Origin of the sequence: Streptomyces griseochromogenes, assembly GCF_001542625.1 — a bacterium.
GTDB lineage: Bacteria > Actinomycetota > Actinomycetes > Streptomycetales > Streptomycetaceae > Streptomyces > Streptomyces griseochromogenes.
Map to the genome: position 1 here is coordinate 1,593,180 of NZ_CP016279.1, position 20,162 is coordinate 1,613,341.

Sequence of the window (20,162 nt, forward strand, 5' to 3'; positions counted from 1 at the left end):
CACCGCGCACCCCCTCCGCCCCGGGCCTACATTGGACCTACGTCACCGTCGACCGCCCGGAGCCCGTCATGTCGGTCACACCCGTCCTAGAGACCGATGTCCTGCGGCGGCAGGACCCGGAGATGGCCGAGATCCTGCACGGGGAGCTGGAGCGGCAGTCGACGACGCTTCAGCTGATCGCCGCCGAGAACTTCACCTCGCCCGCCGTGCTCTCGGCCCTGGGCTCGGCGCTCGCCAACAAGTACGCCGAGGGCTACCCCGGCGCCCGGCACCACGGCGGCTGCGAACTGGTCGACGTCGCCGAACGCCTCGCGGTCGAGCGGGCCAAGGCGCTCTTCGGCGCCGAACACGCCAACGTCCAGGCCCACTCGGGCTCTTCGGCCGTCCTGGCCGCCTACGCCGCCCTGCTGCGCCCCGGCGACACCGTCCTCGCCCTCGGGCTGCCGCACGGCGGTCATCTCACCCACGGCTCGCCCGCGAACTTCTCCGGCCGCTGGTTCGACTTCGTCGGCTACGGCGTCGACGCCGAGACCGGGCTCGTCGACCACGACCAGGTGCGCCACCTGGCCCGCAACCACCGGCCCAAGGCCATCGTGTGCGGCTCCATCGCCTATCCCCGTCACTTCGACTACGCCTTCTTCCGCGAGGTCGCCGACGAGGTGGGGGCCTATCTGATCGCCGACGCCGCGCATCCGATCGGCCTGGTCGCCGGGGGAGCGGCGCCCAGCCCGGTGCCGTACGCGGACGTCGTGTGCGCCACCACCCACAAGGTGCTGCGCGGCCCGCGCGGCGGGATGATCCTGTGCGGCGGCGAGCTGGCCGAGCGCGTGGACCGGGCGGTCTTCCCGTTCACCCAGGGCGGCGCCCAGATGCACACCATCGCCGCCAAGGCCGTCGCGTTCGGCGAGGCGGCGAAACCGGCGTTCCGCGTGTACGCCCATCAGGTGGTCGCCAACGCCCGGGTGCTGGCCGGCTGCCTGGCCGCTGAGGGAGTCGCGGTCACCACCGGCGGCACGGACACCCACCTGATCACCGCGGACCCGGCCCCGCTCGGCGTGGACGGCCGCACCGCGCGCGGCCGGCTCGCCGCCGCCGGGATGGTCCTGGACTGCTGCGCGCTGCCGCACGGAGAGGGCCGCGGGCTGCGTCTGGGGACGGCCGCGGTGACCACCCAGGGCATGGCGGAGCCGGAGATGGTCAAGATCGCCGCGCTGATGGCGTCCGTCCTGCGCGGTGACACGGAACCGGCAAGGTCGCGGGACGAGGTGCGCGAGCTGACCGGTAGATTTCCGCCGTATCCCAGGTGAGAGGGGGTAGGCGCACGTCCGTACACCCCCGTGTGACCGTCGTGCACAGCCACCCGTGCAACCATCGTCGCTACCCGGAAGTCCTCATCCATATGCGTCCGTCGCTAGGGTGTGAGGCTGTGATGGCCAGCGAGACCTGTGGGGAAGCCCGTGCGTGAATACCTGCTGACGCTCTGCATCACGGCCGCGGTGACGTATCTGCTGACAGGGCCGGTACGGAAGTTCGCGATCGTGGCCGGAGCCATGCCGGAGATCCGGGCACGTGACGTGCACCGGGAACCCACTCCGCGCCTCGGCGGGATCGCCATGTTCTTCGGCCTGTGCGCGGGCCTGCTGGTCGCGGACCACCTCACCAACCTCAACGAGGTCTTCGCCAAGTCCAACGAGCCGCGGGCGCTGCTCTCCGGAGCGGCCCTGATCTGGCTGATCGGCGTCCTGGACGACAAGTTCGAGATCGACGCGCTGATCAAGCTCGGCGGACAGATGATCGCCGCGGGCGTCATGGTCATGCAGGGTCTGACGATCCTGTGGCTGCCCATCCCGGGCGTCGGCAACGTGGCGCTGACCCAGTGGCAGGGCACGCTGCTGACGGTGGCGCTGGTCGTCATCACGATCAACGCGGTGAACTTCGTGGACGGCCTGGACGGCCTCGCGGCGGGCATGGTGTGCATCGCAGCCGGCGCGTTCTTCCTGTACTCGTACCGGATCTGGTACTCGTACGGCATCGAGGCCGCCGCTCCGGCCACGCTGTTCGCGGCGATCCTGATGGGCATGTGCCTGGGCTTCCTGCCGCACAACATGCACCCCGCGCGGATCTTCATGGGCGACTCGGGCTCGATGCTGATCGGCCTCGTCCTGGCGGCCGGCGCGATCTCGATCACGGGCCAGCTGGACCCGGACGCGCTGGCCCTGTTCACCGGCTCGGAGAAGGCGGCCGTGCACCAGACGGTGCCGGTGTACATCCCGCTCCTGCTCCCGCTGACGATCATCGCCGTACCGGCCGCGGACCTGGTGCTGGCCATCGTGCGCCGCACCTGGCGGGGCCAGTCCCCGTTCGCCGCGGACCGTGGCCACCTGCACCACCGGCTTCTGGAGATCGGCCACTCGCACAGCCGGGCCGTGCTGATCATGTACTTCTGGTCGGCACTGATCGCCTTCGGCGCGCTCGCGTACTCGGTGAACTCGGCGTCGATGTGGATCGTGCTCGGCGTGGTCTTCCTCAGCGCGATCGGCCTGGTCCTGCTGCTGCTCCCGCGCTTCACGCCCCGCGTGCCGCTCTGGGCCCAGCACTTCGTACCGCCGCGCTACCGCAGGCGCCGCAGGCCCGCCGAGCTGCCCGCCGGGGCCTGCGCGGAGGCCGCCGGGACCACCCCGGTCGCCGCCGCGGCCACGGCTTCGGCGGACGCGGAGCGGCCCCCTGTCACCGCCGGTGTGACAGGCGTCAACGGGGCGACCGCCATCGGCCCCCGTTCGCGTATCGGCAAGGCCACAAGGTAAGAATCTGACTAGAGCATTGCCAACTCGTGGGGGAGCAAAGTCCCCTAATACCAGACAAGTGGGCGCGGTTTTTGCACAGACGGGCACTGTCACTCTCATGTGTGACAGCAAGCACACCCAACAGGTAAAGACCTCATCAAATAGTTTGTGATACGGTTCACGAGAACCCGGGATAGAACCGAAGGACCGTAGTGCGACGGTCCATTGGTGTGAGGTCTCGATCACTCAGCCCGGGACTACGCTCGTCCATGACGACACCCTGCCCCCTTGTGAAAGCGGAGTTGCCGCCATGCCGTCCAATGACGCCCGGATCCTGGCTCAGGCCGCCGTACCCACGGCTGTCGCCGGCGCGATTGCCGCCGTCGTCAGTGGTGTGGTCGCCGGTGGCAAGGGAGCCATCGGGGCCGTCGTCGCGACGCTGGTCGTGATCCTGTTCATGGGGGTCGGCCTCTACGCTCTGCAGCGCACTGCCAAATCATTTCCGCAGCTGTTCCAGATGATGGGCCTGATGCTCTATGCGGCCCAGCTTCTACTGCTGTTCATTTTCGTCGCCGCCTTCAAGAACACGACGTTGTTCAATCCCCGGGCCTTCGCCATCTCTCTCGTGGTCACCACCCTGACGTGGATCGCCGCGCAGACGCGTGCCCACATGAAGGCCAAGATCCTCTACGTCGAACCCGATTCGTCCTCCTCCTCCCATGACGGAAAGCCCCACAAGCCGGGGCACTCGTCGTGAGAGGTAGGGCCGGGATAAAGCCGCATGAGAGATCCTGCTATCGTCCGGTGCCAACTGCGGCATCGCGGGCGCGGGCATCCGAGCTGACGCCTGCTCAATCGCGAGGCGAGATGCCCCACAGCCGCCCCCACATCCGTAACACCAGTCCCGTGCCGAACCGCGGCCGCACGCCGCGCCGACACAACGAGGTTGCCGTACCCATGCGCCACGCTGAAGGAGTCCGCGGTGAGTGCTGACCCGACGCAGACGCTCGCTTTCGACACGAGCTGCCACCTGTTCAACGGGTGTGGCTTCGACACTGTCGCTCCGGGCCTGCACTCGTTCCTGTTCAAGCCTCTCTGGGGCGACGGGGACAGCAACGTGTACTTCAACAAGACGATGCTGCTGGCGCTGCTCGGTTCCATCATCATCGTCGGCTTCTTCTGGGCCGCGTTCGCGAAGCCGAAGGTCGTGCCGGGCAAGCTCCAGCTGGTGGCCGAGTCCGGCTACGACTTCATCCGCCGTGGTGTCGTCTACGAGACGATCGGCAAGAAGGAAGGCGAGAAGTACGTCCCGCTGGTCGTCTCGCTGTTCTTCTTCATCTGGATGATGAACCTGTGGTCGGTCATCCCGATCGCCCAGTTCCCGGTCACGGCGATCATTTCGTACCCCGCCGTACTGGCCATCGGGGTCTACATCCTCTGGGTCTCGCTGACCTTCAAGCGGCACGGGTTCGTCGGGGCCTTCAAGAACTTCACCGGCTACGACAAGTCGCTCGGCGGGGTCCTCCCGCTGTCGATGACGATCGAGCTGTTCTCGAACCTGCTCGTGCGGCCCTTCACCCACGCCGTGCGACTCTTCGCGAACATGTTCGCCGGTCACACCCTGCTGCTGCTCTTCACCGTCGCCAGCTGGTACATGCTGAACGGCATCGGCATCGCCTACTCCGCCGTCTCGTTCACGATGGTGCTCGTCATGACGGCCTTCGAGCTCTTCATCCAGGCTGTTCAGGCGTACGTCTTCGTACTGCTGACCTGCAGCTTCATTCAGGGCGCGCTCGCCGAGCACCACTGAGCTCCCCGACCACCCACCCAGACATCCGGTGGCCAACCCCCACCGGTCATTGAAAGAGAAGGAAGAACCGGCATGTCCGTTCTGCACGAGACCCTGGCCGCTGTCCAGATCAAGGGCAACCTCGGCTCCATCGGTTACGGCCTCGCCGCGATCGGCCCGGGCGTCGGCGTCGGCATCATCTTCGGTAACGGCACCCAGGCCCTCGCCCGCCAGCCCGAGGCGGCCGGCCTGATCCGCGCCAACCAGATCCTGGGCTTCGCCTTCTGTGAGGCGCTCGCCCTGATCGGTCTGGTCATGCCGTTCGTCTACCCGGCCTCCTGACCCGACCTTCGCCCTTTAGACGAAAGGCACTGATATGAGCCCCCTGGTTCAGCTGGCGGCTGAGGAGGCCGAAAACCCCCTCATCCCGCCGATCCCAGAGCTCGTCATCGGCCTGATCGCCTTCGTCATCGTCTTCGGCTTCCTCGCCAAGAAGCTCCTCCCGAACATCAACAAGGTTCTGGAAGAGCGCCGTGAGGCCATCGAGGGCGGTATCGAAAAGGCCGAGGCCGCGCAGACCGAGGCCCAGAGCGTCCTTGAGCAGTACAAGGCTCAGCTCGCCGAGGCCCGGCACGAGGCCGCGCGCCTGCGCCAGGAGGCGCAGGAGCAGGGTGCCGCGCTCATCGCCGAGATGCGGGCCGAGGGCCAGCGTCAGCGCGAGGAGATCGTCGCCACCGGTCACTCCCAGATCGAGGCCGACCGCAACGCCGCCGCTCAGGCGCTGCGGCAGGACGTCGGCAGGCTCGCCACCGAACTGGCCGGCAAGCTCGTCGGCGAGTCCCTCGAGGACCACGCCCGCCAGAGCCGCGTCATCGACCGCTTCCTCGACGAGCTCGAGGAGAAGGCCGAGGCCACGCGATGAACGGAGCGAGCCGCGAGGCCCTGGCAGCCGCACGTGAGCGTCTCGACGCGCTGACGGACTCCACGTCCGTCGACGCCGCGAAGCTCGCCGACGAGCTGGCGGCCGTCACCGCGCTGCTCGACCGCGAGGCCGGCCTGCGCCGGGTTCTCACCGACCCGGCGCAGCCCGCAGAGGCCAAGGCCGAACTGGTCCGGCGCCTGATCGGCGGGCAGGTCAGCGGCGAGACCGCCGACCTGGTGGCCGGTACCGCCCGCGCCCGCTGGTCGCAGCCGCGCGACCTGGTCGACGTGCTGGAGGAGCTGGCGAACACCGCCGACCTTACGGCCGCGCAGACGGGCGGCACGCTCGACGACGTGGAGGACGAGCTGTTCCGGTTCGGCCGGATCGTCTCCTCGAACCTCGAGCTGCGCACCGCGCTGACCGACCGCAGGGCCGCGGCATCCGCCAAGGTCGACCTGCTGCACCGGCTGCTCGGCGGCCGGGCCAAGCCGGCGACCGAGCGTCTGGTGACGCGCCTGGTGACCGCGCCGCGTGGTCGTAGCCTGGAGGCGGGACTGGAGTCCCTGTCCAAGCTGGCCGCCGAGCGCCGGGACCGGGTCGTCGCGGTCGTCACGTCGGCGGTGCCGCTGAGTGACGCGCAGAAGCAGCGCCTGGGCGCCGCCCTCGCGAAGCTCTACGGCCGCCGGATGCACCTCAACCTGGACGTGGACCCCGAGGTCCTCGGCGGGATCCGGGTGCAGGTCGGTGACGAGGTCATCAACGGCTCCCTCGCGGACCGGCTGGACGAGGCCGCCCGCCGCATGGCGAGCTAGCAACTCAAAAGCAGTACGTACTGATGACGGCCCTGGTTGGGCCGTGCAGAGGATTCACCTCCTAATGGGGGGAGTCCCCATCCCCCCAAAGTGAAACTTCGGGCCCAACAAGGAGAGCAGGGAACCCAGATGGCGGAGCTCACGATCCGGCCGGAGGAGATCCGGGACGCGCTGGAGAACTTCGTCCAGTCGTACAAGCCGGACGCGGCCTCGCGCGAGGAGGTCGGCACCGTCACCTTCGCCGGTGACGGCATCGCGAAGGTCGAGGGCCTCCCCTCGGCCATGGCCAACGAGCTGCTGAAGTTCGAGGACGGCACCCTCGGTCTCGCCCTCAACCTCGAGGAGCGCGAGATCGGTGCCATCGTCCTCGGCGAGTTCAGCGGCATCGAGGAGGGCCAGCCGGTCACCCGTACCGGTGAGGTCCTGTCCGTCGCGGTCGGCGAGGGGTACCTCGGCCGTGTGGTGGACCCGCTCGGCAACCCGATCGACGGCCTCGGCGAGATCGAGACCGAGGGCCGCCGCGCCCTCGAACTGCAGGCCCCCACGGTCATGCAGCGCAAGTCGGTGCACGAGCCGATGGAGACGGGCTACAAGGCCGTCGACGCCATGACCCCGATCGGCCGCGGCCAGCGTCAGCTGATCATCGGCGACCGCCAGACCGGCAAGACCGCCCTGGCCGTCGACACGATCATCAACCAGCGTGACAACTGGCGCACGGGCGACCCGAACAAGCAGGTCCGCTGCATCTACGTCGCCATCGGCCAGAAGGGCTCCACCATCGCCGGCGTGCGCCGCGCGCTGGAGGAGAACGGCGCCCTGGAGTACACGACCATCGTCGCCGCTCCGGCGTCCGACCCGGCCGGCTTCAAGTACCTGGCGCCGTACACCGGCTCCGCCATCGGCCAGCAGTGGATGTACCAGGGCAAGCACGTCCTGATCATCTTCGACGACCTGTCGAAGCAGGCCGACGCCTACCGTGCCGTTTCCCTGCTGCTGCGCCGCCCGCCGGGCCGCGAGGCCTACCCGGGTGACGTCTTCTACCTGCACTCCCGTCTGCTGGAGCGCTGCGCCAAGCTCTCCGACGACATGGGCGCCGGCTCGATGACCGGTCTGCCGATCGTCGAGACCAAGGCCAACGACGTCTCGGCGTTCATCCCGACCAACGTCATCTCCATCACCGACGGCCAGTGCTTCCTGGAGTCGGACCTGTTCAACGCCGGTCAGCGTCCCGCGCTGAACGTCGGTATCTCCGTCTCCCGAGTCGGTGGTTCCGCGCAGCACAAGGCGATGCGCCAGGTCTCCGGCCGTCTGCGGGTGGACCTCGCCCAGTTCCGTGAGCTGGAGGCGTTCGCCGCCTTCGGTTCCGACCTGGACGCGGCCTCCAAGGCCCAGCTGGACCGCGGTCAGCGCATGGTCGAGCTGCTGAAGCAGGCGCAGTACGAGCCGATGGCCACCGAGAACCAGGTCGTCTCCGTCTGGGCCGGCACCACCGGCAAGATGGACGAGGTCCCGGTCGTGGACATCCGTCGCTTCGAGAAGGAGCTCCTGGAGTTCCTGCACCGCAAGCACCAGGGCCTGCTCACCTCCATCAAGGAGGGCGGCAAGATGTCCGACGACACGCTGCAGGCCATCGCGGACGCGATCGCGGAGTTCAAGAAGCAGTTCGAGACGTCGGACGGCAAGCTGCTCGGCGAGGACGTCCCGGCCACTTCGGGCAAGTGACGACGGAAGGGACCTGACTCATGGGAGCCCAGCTCCGGGTCTACAAGCGTCGCATCAAAACCGTCTCCGCGACCAAGAAGATCACGAAGGCGATGGAGATGATCGCCGCCTCGCGCGTCGTCAAGGCGCAGCGCAAGGTGGTGGCCTCCACGCCGTACGCGCAGGAACTGACCCGCGCGGTCACGGCGGTCGGTACCGGGTCGAACACCAAGCACCCGCTCACCACCGAGGCGGAGAACCCGACCCGGGCCGCGGTCCTGCTCCTGACGAGCGACCGTGGTCTGGCCGGTGCCTTCAACTCCAACGCCATCAAGGCGGCGGAGCAGCTGACCGAGCGCCTGGAGCGCGAAGGCAAGCAGGTCGACTCGTACATCGTCGGCCGGCGTGGTGTCGCGCACTACAACTTCCGTGAGCGCAAGATCGCGGAGTCGTGGACCGGTTTCACCGACGAGCCCTCGTACGCGGACGCCAAGAAGGTCGCGGCGCCGCTGATCGAGGCCATCGAGAAGGAGACGGCGGACGGCGGCGTGGACGAACTCCACATCGTCTACACCGAGTTCGTCTCGATGATGACGCAGACGGCGCTCGACGCACGGCTGCTGCCGCTGAGCCTCGAAGAGGTCGCGGAGGAGTCCGCCCCCAAGGGCGAGATCCTTCCGCTGTACGACTTCGAGCCCTCGGCGGAGGACGTCCTCGACGCCCTGCTGCCGCGTTACGTGGAGAGCCGCATCTACAACGCGCTGCTCCAGTCGGCCGCTTCGAAGCACGCCGCCACGCGGCGCGCGATGAAGTCGGCGACGGACAACGCCGGTGAGCTCATCGAGTCGCTCACCCGGCTTGCCAACCAGGCCCGCCAGGCCGAAATCACCCAGGAAATCAGCGAGATCGTCGGTGGCGCGAGTGCCCTGGCCGACGCGACCGCGGGGAGTGACAAGTAATGACCACCACTGTTGAGACGGCCACGGCGACGGGCCGCGTCGCGCGGGTCATCGGCCCGGTCGTCGACGTGGAGTTCCCCGTCGACGCGATGCCGGAGATGTACAACGCCCTCCACGTCGAGGTCTCCGACCCGGCCGACGCGGGCAAGAAGAAGACGCTGACCCTGGAGGTCGCCCAGCACCTGGGTGACGGCCTGGTCCGCGCCATCTCCATGCAGCCCACCGACGGTCTGGTGCGCCAGGCCCCGGTGGTCGACACGGGCACGGGCATCAGCGTCCCGGTCGGCGACTTCACCAAGGGCAAGGTGTTCAACACCCTCGGTGAGGTGCTGAACGTCGACGAGTCCTACGACGGCGAGCGCTGGTCCATCCACCGCAAGGCCCCCGCGTTCGACCAGCTCGAGTCGAAGACCGAGATGTTCGAGACGGGCCTGAAGGTCGTCGACCTGCTGACCCCGTACGTCAAGGGCGGCAAGATCGGTCTGTTCGGTGGCGCCGGTGTCGGCAAGACCGTGCTGATCCAGGAAATGATCATGCGTGTCGCCAACCTCCACGAGGGCGTCTCCGTCTTCGCGGGCGTCGGCGAGCGCACCCGTGAGGGCAACGACCTCATCGCGGAGATGGAAGAGTCCGGCGTTCTGGACAAGACCGCGCTGGTCTTCGGCCAGATGGACGAGCCCCCGGGCACCCGTCTGCGCGTCGCCCTGGCCGGTCTGACGATGGCGGAGTACTTCCGCGACGTCCAGAAGCAGGACGTGCTGTTCTTCATCGACAACATCTTCCGCTTCACCCAGGCCGGTTCCGAGGTCTCCACGCTGCTCGGCCGTATGCCCTCCGCGGTGGGTTACCAGCCGAACCTGGCCGACGAGATGGGTCTCCTCCAGGAGCGCATCACCTCGACCCGTGGTCACTCGATCACCTCGATGCAGGCGATCTACGTCCCCGCGGACGACCTGACCGACCCGGCGCCGGCCACCACCTTCGCCCACCTCGACGCGACGACGGTTCTGTCCCGTCCGATCTCGGAGAAGGGCATCTACCCGGCCGTGGACCCGCTGGACTCCACGTCCCGGATCCTGGACCCGCGCTACATCGCGCGGGACCACTACGACGCGGCCATGCGGGTCAAGACGATCCTGCAGAAGTACAAGGACCTGCAGGACATCATCGCGATCCTCGGTATCGACGAGCTGGGCGAGGAGGACAAGCTGGTCGTCCACCGTGCCCGTCGTGTGGAGCGCTTCCTGTCCCAGAACACCCACGCCGCCAAGCAGTTCACCGGCGTGGACGGCTCGGACGTTCCGCTGGACGAGTCGATCGCCGCGTTCAACGCGATCTGCGACGGTGAGTACGACCACTTCCCCGAGCAGGCGTTCTTCATGTGCGGTGGTCTTGAGGACCTCAAGAACAACGCCAAGGAGCTGGGCGTCTCCTGAGCCCCGCGCTCGTGTGAGGGGGCGGGTGCGTCCCGCCCCCTCTCCCACGCCTACTAGAATTGACCCCAACACCCGGCACTACCGCCGGGTGGTGACCCGAGGAGCCACCCTTGGCTGCTGAGCTGCACGTCGAGCTGGTCGCCGCCGACCGCCAGGTCTGGTCCGGTGAGGCCACCCTGGTCGTCGCGCGCACCACGTCCGGCGACATCGGCGTCATGCCCGGTCATCAGCCGCTGCTCGGTGTGCTGGAGTCGGGCCCGGTGACCATCCGTACGAGTGATGGTGGAACGGTCGTCGCCGCGGTGCACGGCGGTTTCATCTCGTTCGCGGACAACAAGCTGTCGCTGCTGGCCGAAGTCGCCGAGCTTTCGGACGAGATCGATGTCCAGCGCGTGGAGCGTGAGCTGGAGCGCGCGAAGGCGGAGGACGACGCGGAGGCCGAGCGCCGCGCGGATGTCCGTCTGCGGGCGGCGACCGCGGCGCGTTGATCCCACGCGCCGTGTGAAGACGTCACTCAGCCGCGGCCGGCCCGGAGCAATCCGGTGCCGGTCGCGGCTGAGCCAGATGTGGGTGTCTTTTCCGTTTCATTACCCTGTTTTGGACTCAGTTCCATTGCCTAGGAGACGAGGAGGTCGGTGCCGATGGTCCTCGCTCTGACTGTGTGCGGGATCGTGGTCGCGCTCGTGGTGGTGGGGCTGTTCCTGTTCGGACTGCGGCGCAGACTCATCCAGCGCTCCGGCGGTACCTTCGACTGCTCCCTGCGCTGGGACGTGGCCGAGAAACCGGACGCCAACGGCAAGGGCTGGAGCTACGGCGTCGCCCGCTACAACGGCGACCGCATCGAGTGGTACCGCGTCTTCTCCTATGCCCCCCGCCCGCGCCGGGTCCTGGAGCGCTCGCAGATCGAGGTGGCCGGCCGCCGGCTGCCCGAGGGCGAGGAGGAGCTGGCGCTGCTGTCCGACGCGGTGGTCCTCGCCTGTACCCACCGGAGCACGCGCCTCGAACTCGCGATGAGCGAAGACGCGCTGACCGGTTTCCTCGCGTGGCTGGAGGCAGCCCCGCCCGGTCAGCGGGTGAATGTGGCGTAGCCACATTCACCCGCTGGGTGGGGGTCCCCCCGGACGAAGTCTGGGGGAGCGTCAACGTCGCTTAGTGGCTGTTACTTCTCCGAACGGTCCTAAGACAGTCCGCTGCTGAGCGCGCTCACCAGCTCGCCGTTGCCGGTGTCACCGCTGAACTCCCAGAAGAACGCGCCGCCAAGCCCCTGGGACTTGGCCCAGCTCATCTTCCCGGCGATGGTCGCGGGGGTGTCGTACGACCACCAGTTGCTGCCGCAGTGGGCGTACGCCGTACCCGCGACGGTGCCGGTGGCCGGGCAGGACGTCTTGAGGACCTTGTAGTCCTCGATGCCCTGCTCGTAGGTGCCGGCCGCCGGGCCCGTCGCCGTGCCGCCCGGGGCGTCCTGGGTGACGCCGGTCCAGCCGCGGCCGTAGAAGCCGATGCCGATGAGCAGCTTGCTCGCCGGGACGCCGATCGCCTTGTACTTGGCCATCGCGTCGGCGGTCGTGAAGCCCGCCTTCGGGATGCCGCTGTACGAGGTGAGCGGGGAGTGCGGGGCGGTCGGGCCCTGGGCGTCCCAGGCGCCGAAGAAGTCGTACGTCATCACGTTGTACCAGTCGACGGACTGTGCGGCGCCCGCGTAGTCCGCGGCCTCGATCTTGCCGCCGGAGGAGCCGTCGGCGGTGACCGCTGCCGTGACCAGGGCGTTCGAACCGAACTTGGCGCGCAGCGCGGCCATCACGTTCTTGAAGGCGGCCGCCCCGCTGGTGTCACAGCTGAGCCCGCAGGCGTTCGGGTACTCCCAGTCGATGTCGATGCCGTCGAAGACGTCGGCCCAGCGCGGGTCCTTGACCAGGTTGTAGCAGGACTGCGCGAAGGCGGTCGGGTTGGCCGCCGCCTGCCCGAAGCCGCCGGACCAGGTCCAGCCGCCGAAGGACCACAGCACCTTGATGTTCGGGTACTTGGCCTTCAGCTCGCGCAGCTGGTTGAAGTTGCCGCGCAGCGGCTGGTCCCAGGTGTCGGCGACGCCGCTCACCGACTGGTCGGCGGTGAACGCCTTGTCGTAGTCGGCGTAGGAGTCGCCGATGGCGCACTGGCCGTTCGTCACGTTGCCGAAGGCGTAGTTGATGTGCGTGATCTTCGAGGCGGAGCCCGACGTCACCAGGTTCTTGACGTTGTAGTTGCGGCCGTAGATGCCCCACTCGGTGAAGTAGCCGAGCTTGACCTTGTCGCCGGTGGTCGGGGGAGTGGTGCCGCCGCCGGTGGTGTGCACCTTGACCGCGCCGCTGACCGGTCCGGTCTGGTCCGCGGTGTCGCGGGCCTGCACGGTGTAGGAGTAGTCGGTGCCGGCGGTGAGGCCGGTGTCCGTGTACGACGTGGTCGTCACGGTGCCGACGACCTTGCCGTCGCGCAGCACGTCGTAGTTCTTGATGCCCTTGTCGTCGGTGGCCGCGCTCCAGCCGAGCTTCACCGAGGTGTCGGTGACGCCGGAGGCGGTCGGGGTGCCGGGCGCGGAGGGAGCCGCGTCGCCCGGGGCCGTCGTACCGTCACAGCTGTCGCCGTTCAGCTTGCAGTTCGACGGGGAGCCGGAGCCGGCGCCGTTGAATCCGAAGGAGACGGAGGCGCCGGGGGCCAGGGTGCCGTTGTAGGACTTGTTCTTGGCGGTCCAGTGGGTGCCGGAGTTCGTGACGTCCGCGTCCCAGGCGGAGGTGACGGAGGTTCCGGAGGGGAAGTCCCACTCGACGGTCCAGGAGCTGATGCTGCTGGTACCGGTGTTCTTGATGGTCCACTGACCGCCGAAGCCGGTTCCCCAGTCGCTGGTCTTGGTGTAGGTGGCGGTGGCGTTCGTGGCGGCCTGGGCGGGGCTCGCGAGGCCGACCAGGCCGGCCAGCGGGAGCAGCAGGGTCGCGAACCCTGCCGCGGCTCTGTGTCTGAAGCGCATGCTGCGCCTCCCTCGTGTAGGGGGTGGTTCCCCAGGGATGTCAGGGGCATGACTGAGCCATCAGGGGCATGACTGAGCCTTCACGCCCACGGTGCCGCGAGAATAGAAAGGTCTGGACCACAGGTCAATAGGTCTGGACCACTCGCCCGGTGGGCCCGCTAGATCCCCAACTCCTGTGCCAGCACGGCGGCTTGGACCCGGCTGCGCAGCTCCAGCTTGTTCAGGAGACGGCTGACGTGCGTCTTCACGGTCCCCTCAGCCATCTCCAGACGCCCGGCGATCTCGGAGTTCGACAGCCCCTCGCCGATGCAGGACAGCACCTCGCGCTCGCGCCGGGTCAGCGGCTTCAGCACGGCCGGGTCGGCGCTCGGCCGGCGCACCGGGCCGGCCGCGAACTCCGCGATCAGCCGCCGGGTGACGGCCGGTGCGACGATCCCCTCCCCGCGTGCCACCGTCCGTACCGCCTCCAGCAGGTCGCGGGCCTCGGTGTTCTTCAGCAGGAAGCCGGCCGCCCCCGCCCGCAGCGCCCCGAACACGTACTCGTCAAGATCGAAGGTGGTCAGCACGAGGACGTCCGCGAGCTGCTCCGTGACGATCTGCCGGGTCGCCGACACCCCGTCCAGGCGCGGCATCTGCACATCCATCAGGACGAGATCCGGCCGTAGTTCCCGGGCCAGTTCCACCGCCCGCTCGCCGTCCGCCGCCTCCCCGGCCACCTCGATGTCGGGCGCGCTGCCCAGGATGAGCACCAGTCCGGCGCGGACGGCGGACTGGTCCTCGGCGACGAGGACCCGGATGACGGGGCTCATACGGGGTCTCCTTCGGTGAGCGGAAGGGTGGCGTGCACGGCCCATCTGCCGTCCTCGGGCCCGGCCTCGAAGCTGCCGCCGAGCAGCGCGGCCCGCTCTCCCATCCCGGCGAGACCGTGGCCCGAGCCCGGCGCGCGCGGGCGGTCCCCGGGACGGTAGGGGCTGGTCACCTGGACGTGCAGGCTGTCGCTCCGCCGGCTCAGACAGACTCGCACATGTCCCTCGGCCGCGTGTTTCAGCGCGTTGGTCAGCGACTCCTGCACGATACGGTAGGCGGCCAGTTCGACCGGGGCCGGCACCTGGGCGGGGCCGGCGTCGGCGTCGGCGTCGGGGCCGGTGTCGAGGCTGATGTCGAGGCCGTTGGTGCGGAAGCCCGCGACCAGGGCGTCCAGGCTGTCGAGGGTGGGGGCGGCGGCCGGTTCGCGGTCGCCGGAGCTGTCCCGCAGGATGCCGATCAGCCGGCGCATCTCGGTCAAGCCCTCGACGCTGTTCTCGCGGATCACGGTGAGGGCGTCCCGAGAGGTGCGCGGGTCGTCGATGGACAGCGCGGCGGTGGAGTGGATGGCGATCGCCGACAGATGGTTGGCGATCATGTCGTGCAACTCCCGGGCCATCCTGGCCCGTTCGGCCGTCACCGCCTGCGCGCGGTCCATCTCGGCGAGCAGCGCGGTCTGTTCCGCGCGCAGCCGGGCGGCCTCGGCCGCGTCGCGGTGGTTGCGCACCACCCAGCCGGTCCCGGCCGGCGCGAGCGCCACCACGCCGACGCCCACCCCGATCAGCAGGCCCTGCGGATCGCGCCAGAGCGCGGCGGGCACGACTCCGCCGAGGACCGTGAGCAGCGCGGTGATCACGGGGATGCGGCGGGCGGCGGCCGCGCTGCCGTACAGGACGGCGGCGTACATCAGGTCGGTGTACATCACCACGGTGACGACGTTGCCCAGAGTCACCGTGTCCAGGACCAGCGCGGCCGTGCCGATCAGCAGGCCCACCCGGGGCCGGATGCGACGCAGCGGCTCGCAGACGACGGTCAACGCCAGCGGCACCAGCGGAGCCCAGGGCGCGTGCCACAGCACGAGGGTGTCCGAGGCCACGCGCGGGTGAAGTCCGAGCGCCCACATCACCACCCCGCCGAGCAGTCCGCACAGGGCGATACGCAGGTCGTCGCGGTGGGGGCGGGGAAATGCGCGGGCCATGACTCCATCCAACACGGTCGTCGGCCCGTCCGCCTGCTCCCCCAGAAGGGTCCTGGACTGCAACTTTGGATTACGGCGAGTTCGCCCGCGACGACGACGAAACCGGAAGGGCCGGCGGCCAGCCTGGAAGGGTGACGGGAAGGAGCGAGCCGTGATCGTCGGGTTGATCGTCGCCTGTGAGGTGGCCTTCTGGGTGTTGCTGGCCGCCGGGCTGGTCTTTCGGTACGTGTTCAAGATGCCGCGTCTGGGTCTTGCCCTGCTGCTCTGCGAGCCGCTTCTCGAAGTCGTGCTGTTCACCGTGACGGCGATCGATCTCAAGAACGGCGCGGATCCCGACTGGCGGCACGGCCTGGCCGCCGTCTACATCGGCTTCACCGTCGGCCTCGGCCACTCCACCGTCAAGTGGGCGGACGCCCGCGTCGCCCACCGCTTCGCCGGTGGCCCGCCGCCCGTCAGGCCCCCGAAGTACGGCACGGCCCGCGCCGTCCACGAGTGGAAGGTCGCGGGCCGCTGGATCCTGGCCGCGCTCGTCGCGATCGCGCTGTTGCAGGGCGCGGTCTGGTACGTCGGGGGCGAGGGCGCGACCGGCTCGCTGCGGGCGTGGCAGGAACGCATGCTGTGGCTGATCGGCATCAACGTGGTGATCGCCGGCAGCTACACGCTGTTCCCCAAGCGGGAACGCTGACGCCCCCACCGGGCAGCCACAGCACGCCCCCGCCCTCGCCGGGATGCCGTTCAGCCCGGGGACAACCCCCGGACTCCCGGCCGGGAGGGCGTTTCACCCGCGTTCGCCGCCAGGCACCCACAGGACGTCGCCCGCATCCTTGTTCGCGCCCCTCGCCAGGATGAACAGCAGGTCGGACAGGCGGTTGAGGTAGGTGGCGGTGAGCGGATTCATCGTCTCGCCGTGCACCTCCAGCGCCGCCCAGGTGGAGCGCTCGGCCCGGCGGACGACCGTGCAGGCCTGGTGCAGCAGGGCCGCGCCGGGCGTGCCGCCGGGGAGGATGAAGGAGCGCAGCTTCTCCAGCCGCTCGTTGAAGCGGTCGCAGTCCGCCTCCAGCTTGTCGATGTAGAACTGCTCGACCCTCAGCGGCGGGAACTCCGGGTTCTCCACCACCGGTGTCGACAGATCCGCGCCCACGTCGAACAGGTCGTTCTGGACACGGGTGAGGACCTTGACGACCTCCTCGTCGAGACCGCCCAGCGCGATCGCGGTGCCGATCACCGCGTTGGCCTCGTTGGCGTCCGCGTACGCGGAGATCCGCAGGTCGGTCTTGGCGACCCGGCTCATGTCGCCGAGGTTGGTGGTGCCCTGGTCGCCGGTCCTGGTGTAGATGCGCGTCAGATTGACCATATGGCCAGCGTAGTTATGCTCCGGCCGTCCGGAACACCCGTGTGCCCACCGTCACGGCCAGCGCGGTGAAGCCCACGGACACGAGCGAGCCGTACAGCATGTGCGTGCTCGCGTAGTGGCCGACGTACGCGTCGCGCACCGCGTCCACCAGATAGCGGAACGGGACGAAGTGCGAGAGCACGTCCAGCCAGGCGGGCGCGAGGGTCATCGGGAGCATCAGGCCCGACAGCAGCATCGACGGCATCGACACCGCGTTGATCAGCGGGCCGAACTCCTGCGGGGTGCGGACCTTCATCGCCATCGCGTACGACAGCGAGGCCAGCGAGAGCGTGAGCAGGGCGACGAACGCGAACCCGATGAGGATGCCCGGCAGGGGCGCGCGCAGGCCCATCACCACCGCCGCGAGCACCAGCAGCACCGCCTGGAAGACGAAGACCGTCGCGTCCCGCAGCACCCGGCCGAGGAGGAGGGCGAGGCGGCTGACGGGGGTGACGCGCATCCGCTCCACCACCCCCTGGGCGTTCTCCATGATGATCGTGAAGCCCGCGAACAGCGCGCCGAACAGCCCGAGTTGAAGCAGCAGTCCGGGCACGAGCACCTGCCACGAACTGCCCTGCTCGCCCAGGTGCAGATCGGTGAGCAGAGGGCCGAAGAAGAGCAGATACAGGAGCGGGGTGAGCACGCCGAAGAGCAGGGCGAAGCGGGAGCGAAGGGACTGGCGTAGGTAGCGGCCGTAGATCAGGGCCGTGTCGTGGAGAAGCATTCCGGTGGTCCTATACGGCTACGGGGGCGGGGCCGGCCGGGGCGGGGCGGCGGCCGGTGATGGCGAGGAACGTGTCCTGCAGGGTGGCGTCGACCGAGCCGCCGTGCGCCAGCTTGAGCGCGCTCGGCGTGCCCTCGGCCACGACCACGCCGTGGTCGACGATCACGAGCCGGTCGGCGAGGGCGTCGGCCTCGTCCAGGTAGTGGGTGGTCAGGAAGACCGTGGTGCCGTACGTGTCGCGCAGCCGGCGGACCAGGTCCCACAGATCGGCTCGGCTGCCCGGGTCGAGCCCGGTCGTCGGCTCGTCCAGGAACAGCACCTTCGGGCGGTGGGTGAGCGCCATCGCGATGTCCAGGCGGCGGCGCTGGCCGCCGGAGAGGGCTGCCGTCTTCCGGCCGAGCAGCCCGGTGAGGTCGAGGTCCCGGGCGAGCTCGGCGGTGCGCGCGATCGCCTCGGCCTTCGGAAGGCGGTACATCCGGCCCTGGGTGACCAGCTCCTCGCGGACGGTGATCTGCGGGTCCACCCCGCCGGACTGCGCCACATAGCCGCAGGCCCGGCGCACCGAGGCCGGGTCGGCCGCCAGGTCGTGGCCCGCGACGGTGGCCGCGCCGCCGGTCGGCTTCAACAGGGTGGTGAGCATCCGCAGGGTGGTCGTCTTGCCGGCGCCGTTGGGCCCGAGGAACCCGAGGATCTCGCCCTCGCGGACGGTGAGGTCGATACCGCGCACGGCCTGAACGGGGCCGCTTCTGGTCTGGAAGGTGCGGGCCAGTCCGGCCGCGCTGATGACTGCTGCCATGCCCACAGAAAAACAGAGACGCTGAAATTTTGCAATGACACCAAGTTTTCAGCAGGTCCAGCGAAGTTAGGATGCGGGCATGGCTGAGGGGCTCAGGGAGCGGAAGAAACGGCAGACCAGGCAGTACATCTCGGATGTCGCCACGGGACTGTTCCTCGAACGCGGCTTCGACGCGGTGACGGTCGCGGAGATCGCGGAGGCGGCGAACGTCTCGGTCAACACCGTCTACAACTACTTCCCGGCCAAGGAGGACCTCTTCTTCGACCGGTCCGCCGGCCTCGTCGACCGGCTTGCCCGCTGGGTGCGCGGACGCAACAAGGGCGAGTCCGCGGCCGCGGCCGTGCTGCGCGAGCTGCGCGAGGAGGTCGAGGCGGTTTCGCCCCGGGTCGGCCTGATCTCCGGATATGCGAGCTTCATGCGGGTCATCGAGGAGGCCCCCGCGCTGCGCTCCCGGCTGTGGGCCATCGGCCAGGAGGTGCAGGCCGGCCTGGAGCAGGCGCTGCGCGAGGAGACGGGCGCGGCCGACGACGACGAGCTGCCGAACCTGATGGCCGGTCAGATCGGCTGGGCGCACAGTACGGTCATGGCGGTCATCGGGCGCGAGATGGTCAAGGGGCGCGAACCGCGCGAAGTATCACGAGAGGTACTCGTCCTGCTGGACGACATCGAGGACCTGTTGAGCGAAAAGGTCCTCAACTACGCCGTCCGTGGCGCACCCTGACCCCTGCCGGTGTGATGTCCGTCAATTGAGACGTGACGCGCGTTACTTACCGGTCACACAGCGGCTCCAGAGCGCTATGGTCCGCCGAAGAGGCAGACGTCACCAGCGTTCAGGGAGTGGGAGTGGCAGGGAAGCTCGCCGTCATCGGAGCCGGTCTCATGGGATCCGGTATCGCCCAGGTCGCCGCACAGGCGGGCTGGGACGTCGCCCTGCGCGACGTCACCGACGAGGCACTCAAGCGTGGCACCGACGGCATCAAGGCCTCCTACGACAAGTTCGTCGGCAAGGGCAGGCTGGAGGCGGCCGAGGCCGAAGCCGCCCTCGGTCGCATCACCGCGACCACCGACCTGGACGCCGCCGCCGACGCCGACATCGTCGTGGAGGCCGTCTTCGAGAAGCTGGAGGTCAAGCACGAGATCTTCCGCGCGCTCGACAAGATCGTGCGCCCGGAGGCCGTGCTCGCCTCCAACACCTCCGCCATCCCGATCACCAAGATCGCGGCGGCCACCGAGCACCCCGAGCGGGTCGTCGGTGTGCACTTCTTCTCGCCGGTGCCGATGATGCAGCTGGTCGAGCTCGTCCGCGGCTACAAGACCAGCGACGAAACCCTCGCCACCGCGCGGGAGTTCGCCGAGTCCGTCGGCAAGACCTGCATCGTCGTCAACCGGGACGTGGCCGGCTTCGTCACGACCCGGCTCATCTCGGCCCTGGTGGTCGAGGCCACCAAGCTCTACGAGTCCGGCGTCGCCACGGCCGAGGACATCGACCTCGCCTGCAAGCTGGGCTTCGGCCACGCCATGGGTCCGCTCGCCACCGCGGACCTGACCGGCGTGGACATCCTGCTGCACGCCACCAGCAACATCTACACCGAGTCCCAGGACGAGAAGTTCGCCCCGCCGGAGCTGATGCGCCGGATGGTGGATGCCGGTGACATCGGGCGCAAGAGCGGGCAGGGCTTCTACAAGTACTGATCCGTCCAGACCGGAGGCACGCCCCGGGGGGATCACTCCCGGGGATGAATTCGGTATCGGTTCGCTTACAAGCAGCAACCGCACTGCCACCCAGGCAGTCAGACGTTGCACAGCACCGTCACGGAGTACGCCACCGCATTCAACGGGGAGCG

At 68.9% G+C, this 20,162-nt stretch carries 21 protein-coding genes; 15 read left to right on the forward strand and 6 right to left on the reverse strand.

Translation table 11 applies throughout. The features are described 5' to 3' along the window. Positions 1–68 precede the first annotated feature (68 nt). The 12 genes from AVL59_RS07460 (at position 69) to AVL59_RS07515 (ending at position 11,490) form a co-directional block, all read left to right on the forward strand. Positions 69–1,307: a serine hydroxymethyltransferase gene (locus AVL59_RS07460; RefSeq protein WP_067300607.1), complete on the forward strand. Its 1,239-nt coding sequence runs from the start codon at positions 69–71 to the stop codon at positions 1,305–1,307. A gap of 150 nt (positions 1,308–1,457) precedes the next feature. Beyond that, a complete protein-coding gene (locus AVL59_RS07465) occupies positions 1,458–2,804 on the forward strand; it encodes an MraY family glycosyltransferase (RefSeq protein WP_067300610.1) in 1,347 nt (448 codons plus the stop codon). Between the two features lie 289 nt (positions 2,805–3,093). After that, complete coding sequence (locus AVL59_RS07470; RefSeq protein WP_067300613.1) at positions 3,094–3,540, forward strand: hypothetical protein; 447 nt, start codon at positions 3,094–3,096, stop codon at positions 3,538–3,540. Between the two features lie 225 nt (positions 3,541–3,765). Next, complete coding sequence (gene atpB, locus AVL59_RS07475) at positions 3,766–4,593, forward strand: F0F1 ATP synthase subunit A (RefSeq protein ID WP_067300616.1); 828 nt, start codon at positions 3,766–3,768, stop codon at positions 4,591–4,593. Between the two features lie 72 nt (positions 4,594–4,665). Beyond that, positions 4,666–4,914: an ATP synthase subunit c family protein gene (locus tag AVL59_RS07480; protein WP_067003022.1), complete on the forward strand. Its 249-nt coding sequence runs from the start codon at positions 4,666–4,668 to the stop codon at positions 4,912–4,914. Positions 4,915–4,948: 34 nt separating this feature from the next. After that, the gene (locus AVL59_RS07485) at positions 4,949–5,494 is read left to right on the forward strand and encodes a F0F1 ATP synthase subunit B (RefSeq protein WP_067300619.1); all 546 of its coding nucleotides are present in this window, start codon (positions 4,949–4,951) and stop codon (positions 5,492–5,494) included. Next, positions 5,491–6,306 (forward strand): F0F1 ATP synthase subunit delta, encoded by an 816-nt coding sequence (locus AVL59_RS07490; protein ID WP_067300622.1) that lies wholly within the window; start codon positions 5,491–5,493, stop codon positions 6,304–6,306. The genes AVL59_RS07485 and AVL59_RS07490 overlap by 4 nt, the downstream gene beginning before the upstream one ends. 129 nt (positions 6,307–6,435) lie before the next feature. Then, complete coding sequence (gene atpA / locus AVL59_RS07495) at positions 6,436–8,028, forward strand: F0F1 ATP synthase subunit alpha (protein ID WP_067300625.1); 1,593 nt, start codon at positions 6,436–6,438, stop codon at positions 8,026–8,028. A gap of 20 nt (positions 8,029–8,048) precedes the next feature. Further along, positions 8,049–8,966 (forward strand): F0F1 ATP synthase subunit gamma, encoded by a 918-nt coding sequence (locus AVL59_RS07500; protein ID WP_067300627.1) that lies wholly within the window; start codon positions 8,049–8,051, stop codon positions 8,964–8,966. Then, the gene (gene atpD / locus AVL59_RS07505) at positions 8,966–10,402 is read left to right on the forward strand and encodes a F0F1 ATP synthase subunit beta (RefSeq protein WP_067300630.1); all 1,437 of its coding nucleotides are present in this window, start codon (positions 8,966–8,968) and stop codon (positions 10,400–10,402) included. The genes AVL59_RS07500 and atpD overlap by 1 nt, the downstream gene beginning before the upstream one ends. A gap of 110 nt (positions 10,403–10,512) precedes the next feature. Continuing rightward, positions 10,513–10,890 carry a F0F1 ATP synthase subunit epsilon gene (locus AVL59_RS07510; RefSeq protein WP_067300633.1) on the forward strand — a complete coding sequence of 126 codons (378 nt, stop codon included), beginning with the start codon at positions 10,513–10,515 and terminating at the stop codon, positions 10,888–10,890. A 153-nt stretch (positions 10,891–11,043) separates the two neighbouring features. Further along, the gene (locus AVL59_RS07515) at positions 11,044–11,490 is read left to right on the forward strand and encodes a DUF2550 domain-containing protein (RefSeq protein ID WP_067300635.1); all 447 of its coding nucleotides are present in this window, start codon (positions 11,044–11,046) and stop codon (positions 11,488–11,490) included. Between the two features lie 89 nt (positions 11,491–11,579). Here AVL59_RS07515 and AVL59_RS07520 read toward each other — a convergent pair whose 3' ends face one another. The 3 genes from AVL59_RS07520 to AVL59_RS07530 all read right to left on the reverse strand — a co-directional run bounded on the left by AVL59_RS07520 (position 11,580) and on the right by AVL59_RS07530 (position 15,405). After that, the gene (locus AVL59_RS07520) at positions 11,580–13,403 is read right to left on the reverse strand and encodes a glycoside hydrolase family 18 chitinase (RefSeq protein WP_067300638.1); all 1,824 of its coding nucleotides are present in this window, start codon (positions 13,401–13,403) and stop codon (positions 11,580–11,582) included. 158 nt (positions 13,404–13,561) lie between these two features. Further along, complete coding sequence (locus AVL59_RS07525) at positions 13,562–14,212, reverse strand: response regulator (RefSeq protein WP_067300641.1); 651 nt, start codon at positions 14,210–14,212, stop codon at positions 13,562–13,564. Next, complete coding sequence (locus AVL59_RS07530) at positions 14,209–15,405, reverse strand: sensor histidine kinase (RefSeq protein WP_067300644.1); 1,197 nt, start codon at positions 15,403–15,405, stop codon at positions 14,209–14,211. Before AVL59_RS07530 ends, AVL59_RS07525 begins: the two co-directional genes overlap by 4 nt. A gap of 151 nt (positions 15,406–15,556) precedes the next feature. Here AVL59_RS07530 and AVL59_RS07535 point away from each other — a divergent pair, with 151 nt between their 5' ends. After that, positions 15,557–16,090: a hypothetical protein gene (locus AVL59_RS07535; protein ID WP_067300647.1), complete on the forward strand. Its 534-nt coding sequence runs from the start codon at positions 15,557–15,559 to the stop codon at positions 16,088–16,090. 93 nt (positions 16,091–16,183) lie between these two features. Here the strand turns inward: AVL59_RS07535 and AVL59_RS07540 are convergent, their stop codons facing one another. The 3 genes from AVL59_RS07540 to AVL59_RS07550 are packed head-to-tail and all read right to left on the reverse strand — an operon-like array spanning position 16,184 to position 18,318. Continuing rightward, positions 16,184–16,759: a cob(I)yrinic acid a,c-diamide adenosyltransferase gene (locus AVL59_RS07540; RefSeq protein WP_067300650.1), complete on the reverse strand. Its 576-nt coding sequence runs from the start codon at positions 16,757–16,759 to the stop codon at positions 16,184–16,186. 13 nt (positions 16,760–16,772) lie between these two features. Further along, positions 16,773–17,522 (reverse strand): ABC transporter permease, encoded by a 750-nt coding sequence (locus AVL59_RS07545; protein WP_067300653.1) that lies wholly within the window; start codon positions 17,520–17,522, stop codon positions 16,773–16,775. A gap of 10 nt (positions 17,523–17,532) precedes the next feature. Continuing rightward, positions 17,533–18,318 (reverse strand): ABC transporter ATP-binding protein, encoded by a 786-nt coding sequence (locus tag AVL59_RS07550; protein WP_067316999.1) that lies wholly within the window; start codon positions 18,316–18,318, stop codon positions 17,533–17,535. Positions 18,319–18,397: 79 nt separating this feature from the next. On the opposite strand from AVL59_RS07550, the gene AVL59_RS07555 reads away from it, so the two are divergent. Then, entirely contained in the window at positions 18,398–19,039 is a 642-nt protein-coding gene (locus tag AVL59_RS07555; protein ID WP_067300656.1) for a TetR/AcrR family transcriptional regulator, read from the forward strand. A 122-nt stretch (positions 19,040–19,161) separates the two neighbouring features. After that, positions 19,162–20,010, forward strand: a complete 849-nt coding sequence (locus AVL59_RS07560) for a 3-hydroxyacyl-CoA dehydrogenase family protein (protein ID WP_067300659.1) — start codon at positions 19,162–19,164, stop codon at positions 20,008–20,010. The last annotated feature ends 152 nt before the right edge of the window (positions 20,011–20,162 follow it).

Coding starts and splice junctions, on each gene's coding strand:
- AVL59_RS07490 (WP_067300622.1), top strand. CDS start 5,491: ATGAACGGAGCGAGCCGCGAGGCCCTGGCAGCCGCACGTGAGCGTCTC.
- AVL59_RS07470 (WP_067300613.1), top strand. CDS start 3,094: ATGCCGTCCAATGACGCCCGGATCCTGGCTCAGGCCGCCGTACCCACG.
- AVL59_RS07550 (WP_067316999.1), bottom strand. CDS start 18,318: ATGGCAGCAGTCATCAGCGCGGCCGGACTGGCCCGCACCTTCCAGACC.
- AVL59_RS07460 (WP_067300607.1), top strand. CDS start 69: ATGTCGGTCACACCCGTCCTAGAGACCGATGTCCTGCGGCGGCAGGAC.
- AVL59_RS07485 (WP_067300619.1), top strand. CDS start 4,949: ATGAGCCCCCTGGTTCAGCTGGCGGCTGAGGAGGCCGAAAACCCCCTC.
- AVL59_RS07530 (WP_067300644.1), bottom strand. CDS start 15,405: ATGGCCCGCGCATTTCCCCGCCCCCACCGCGACGACCTGCGTATCGCC.
- atpA (WP_067300625.1), top strand. CDS start 6,436: ATGGCGGAGCTCACGATCCGGCCGGAGGAGATCCGGGACGCGCTGGAG.
- AVL59_RS07540 (WP_067300650.1), bottom strand. CDS start 16,759: ATGGTCAATCTGACGCGCATCTACACCAGGACCGGCGACCAGGGCACC.
- AVL59_RS07500 (WP_067300627.1), top strand. CDS start 8,049: ATGGGAGCCCAGCTCCGGGTCTACAAGCGTCGCATCAAAACCGTCTCC.
- AVL59_RS07555 (WP_067300656.1), top strand. CDS start 18,398: ATGGCTGAGGGGCTCAGGGAGCGGAAGAAACGGCAGACCAGGCAGTAC.
- AVL59_RS07545 (WP_067300653.1), bottom strand. CDS start 17,522: ATGCTTCTCCACGACACGGCCCTGATCTACGGCCGCTACCTACGCCAG.
- atpD (WP_067300630.1), top strand. CDS start 8,966: ATGACCACCACTGTTGAGACGGCCACGGCGACGGGCCGCGTCGCGCGG.
- AVL59_RS07515 (WP_067300635.1), top strand. CDS start 11,044: ATGGTCCTCGCTCTGACTGTGTGCGGGATCGTGGTCGCGCTCGTGGTG.
- AVL59_RS07480 (WP_067003022.1), top strand. CDS start 4,666: ATGTCCGTTCTGCACGAGACCCTGGCCGCTGTCCAGATCAAGGGCAAC.
- AVL59_RS07520 (WP_067300638.1), bottom strand. CDS start 13,403: ATGCGCTTCAGACACAGAGCCGCGGCAGGGTTCGCGACCCTGCTGCTC.
- AVL59_RS07525 (WP_067300641.1), bottom strand. CDS start 14,212: ATGAGCCCCGTCATCCGGGTCCTCGTCGCCGAGGACCAGTCCGCCGTC.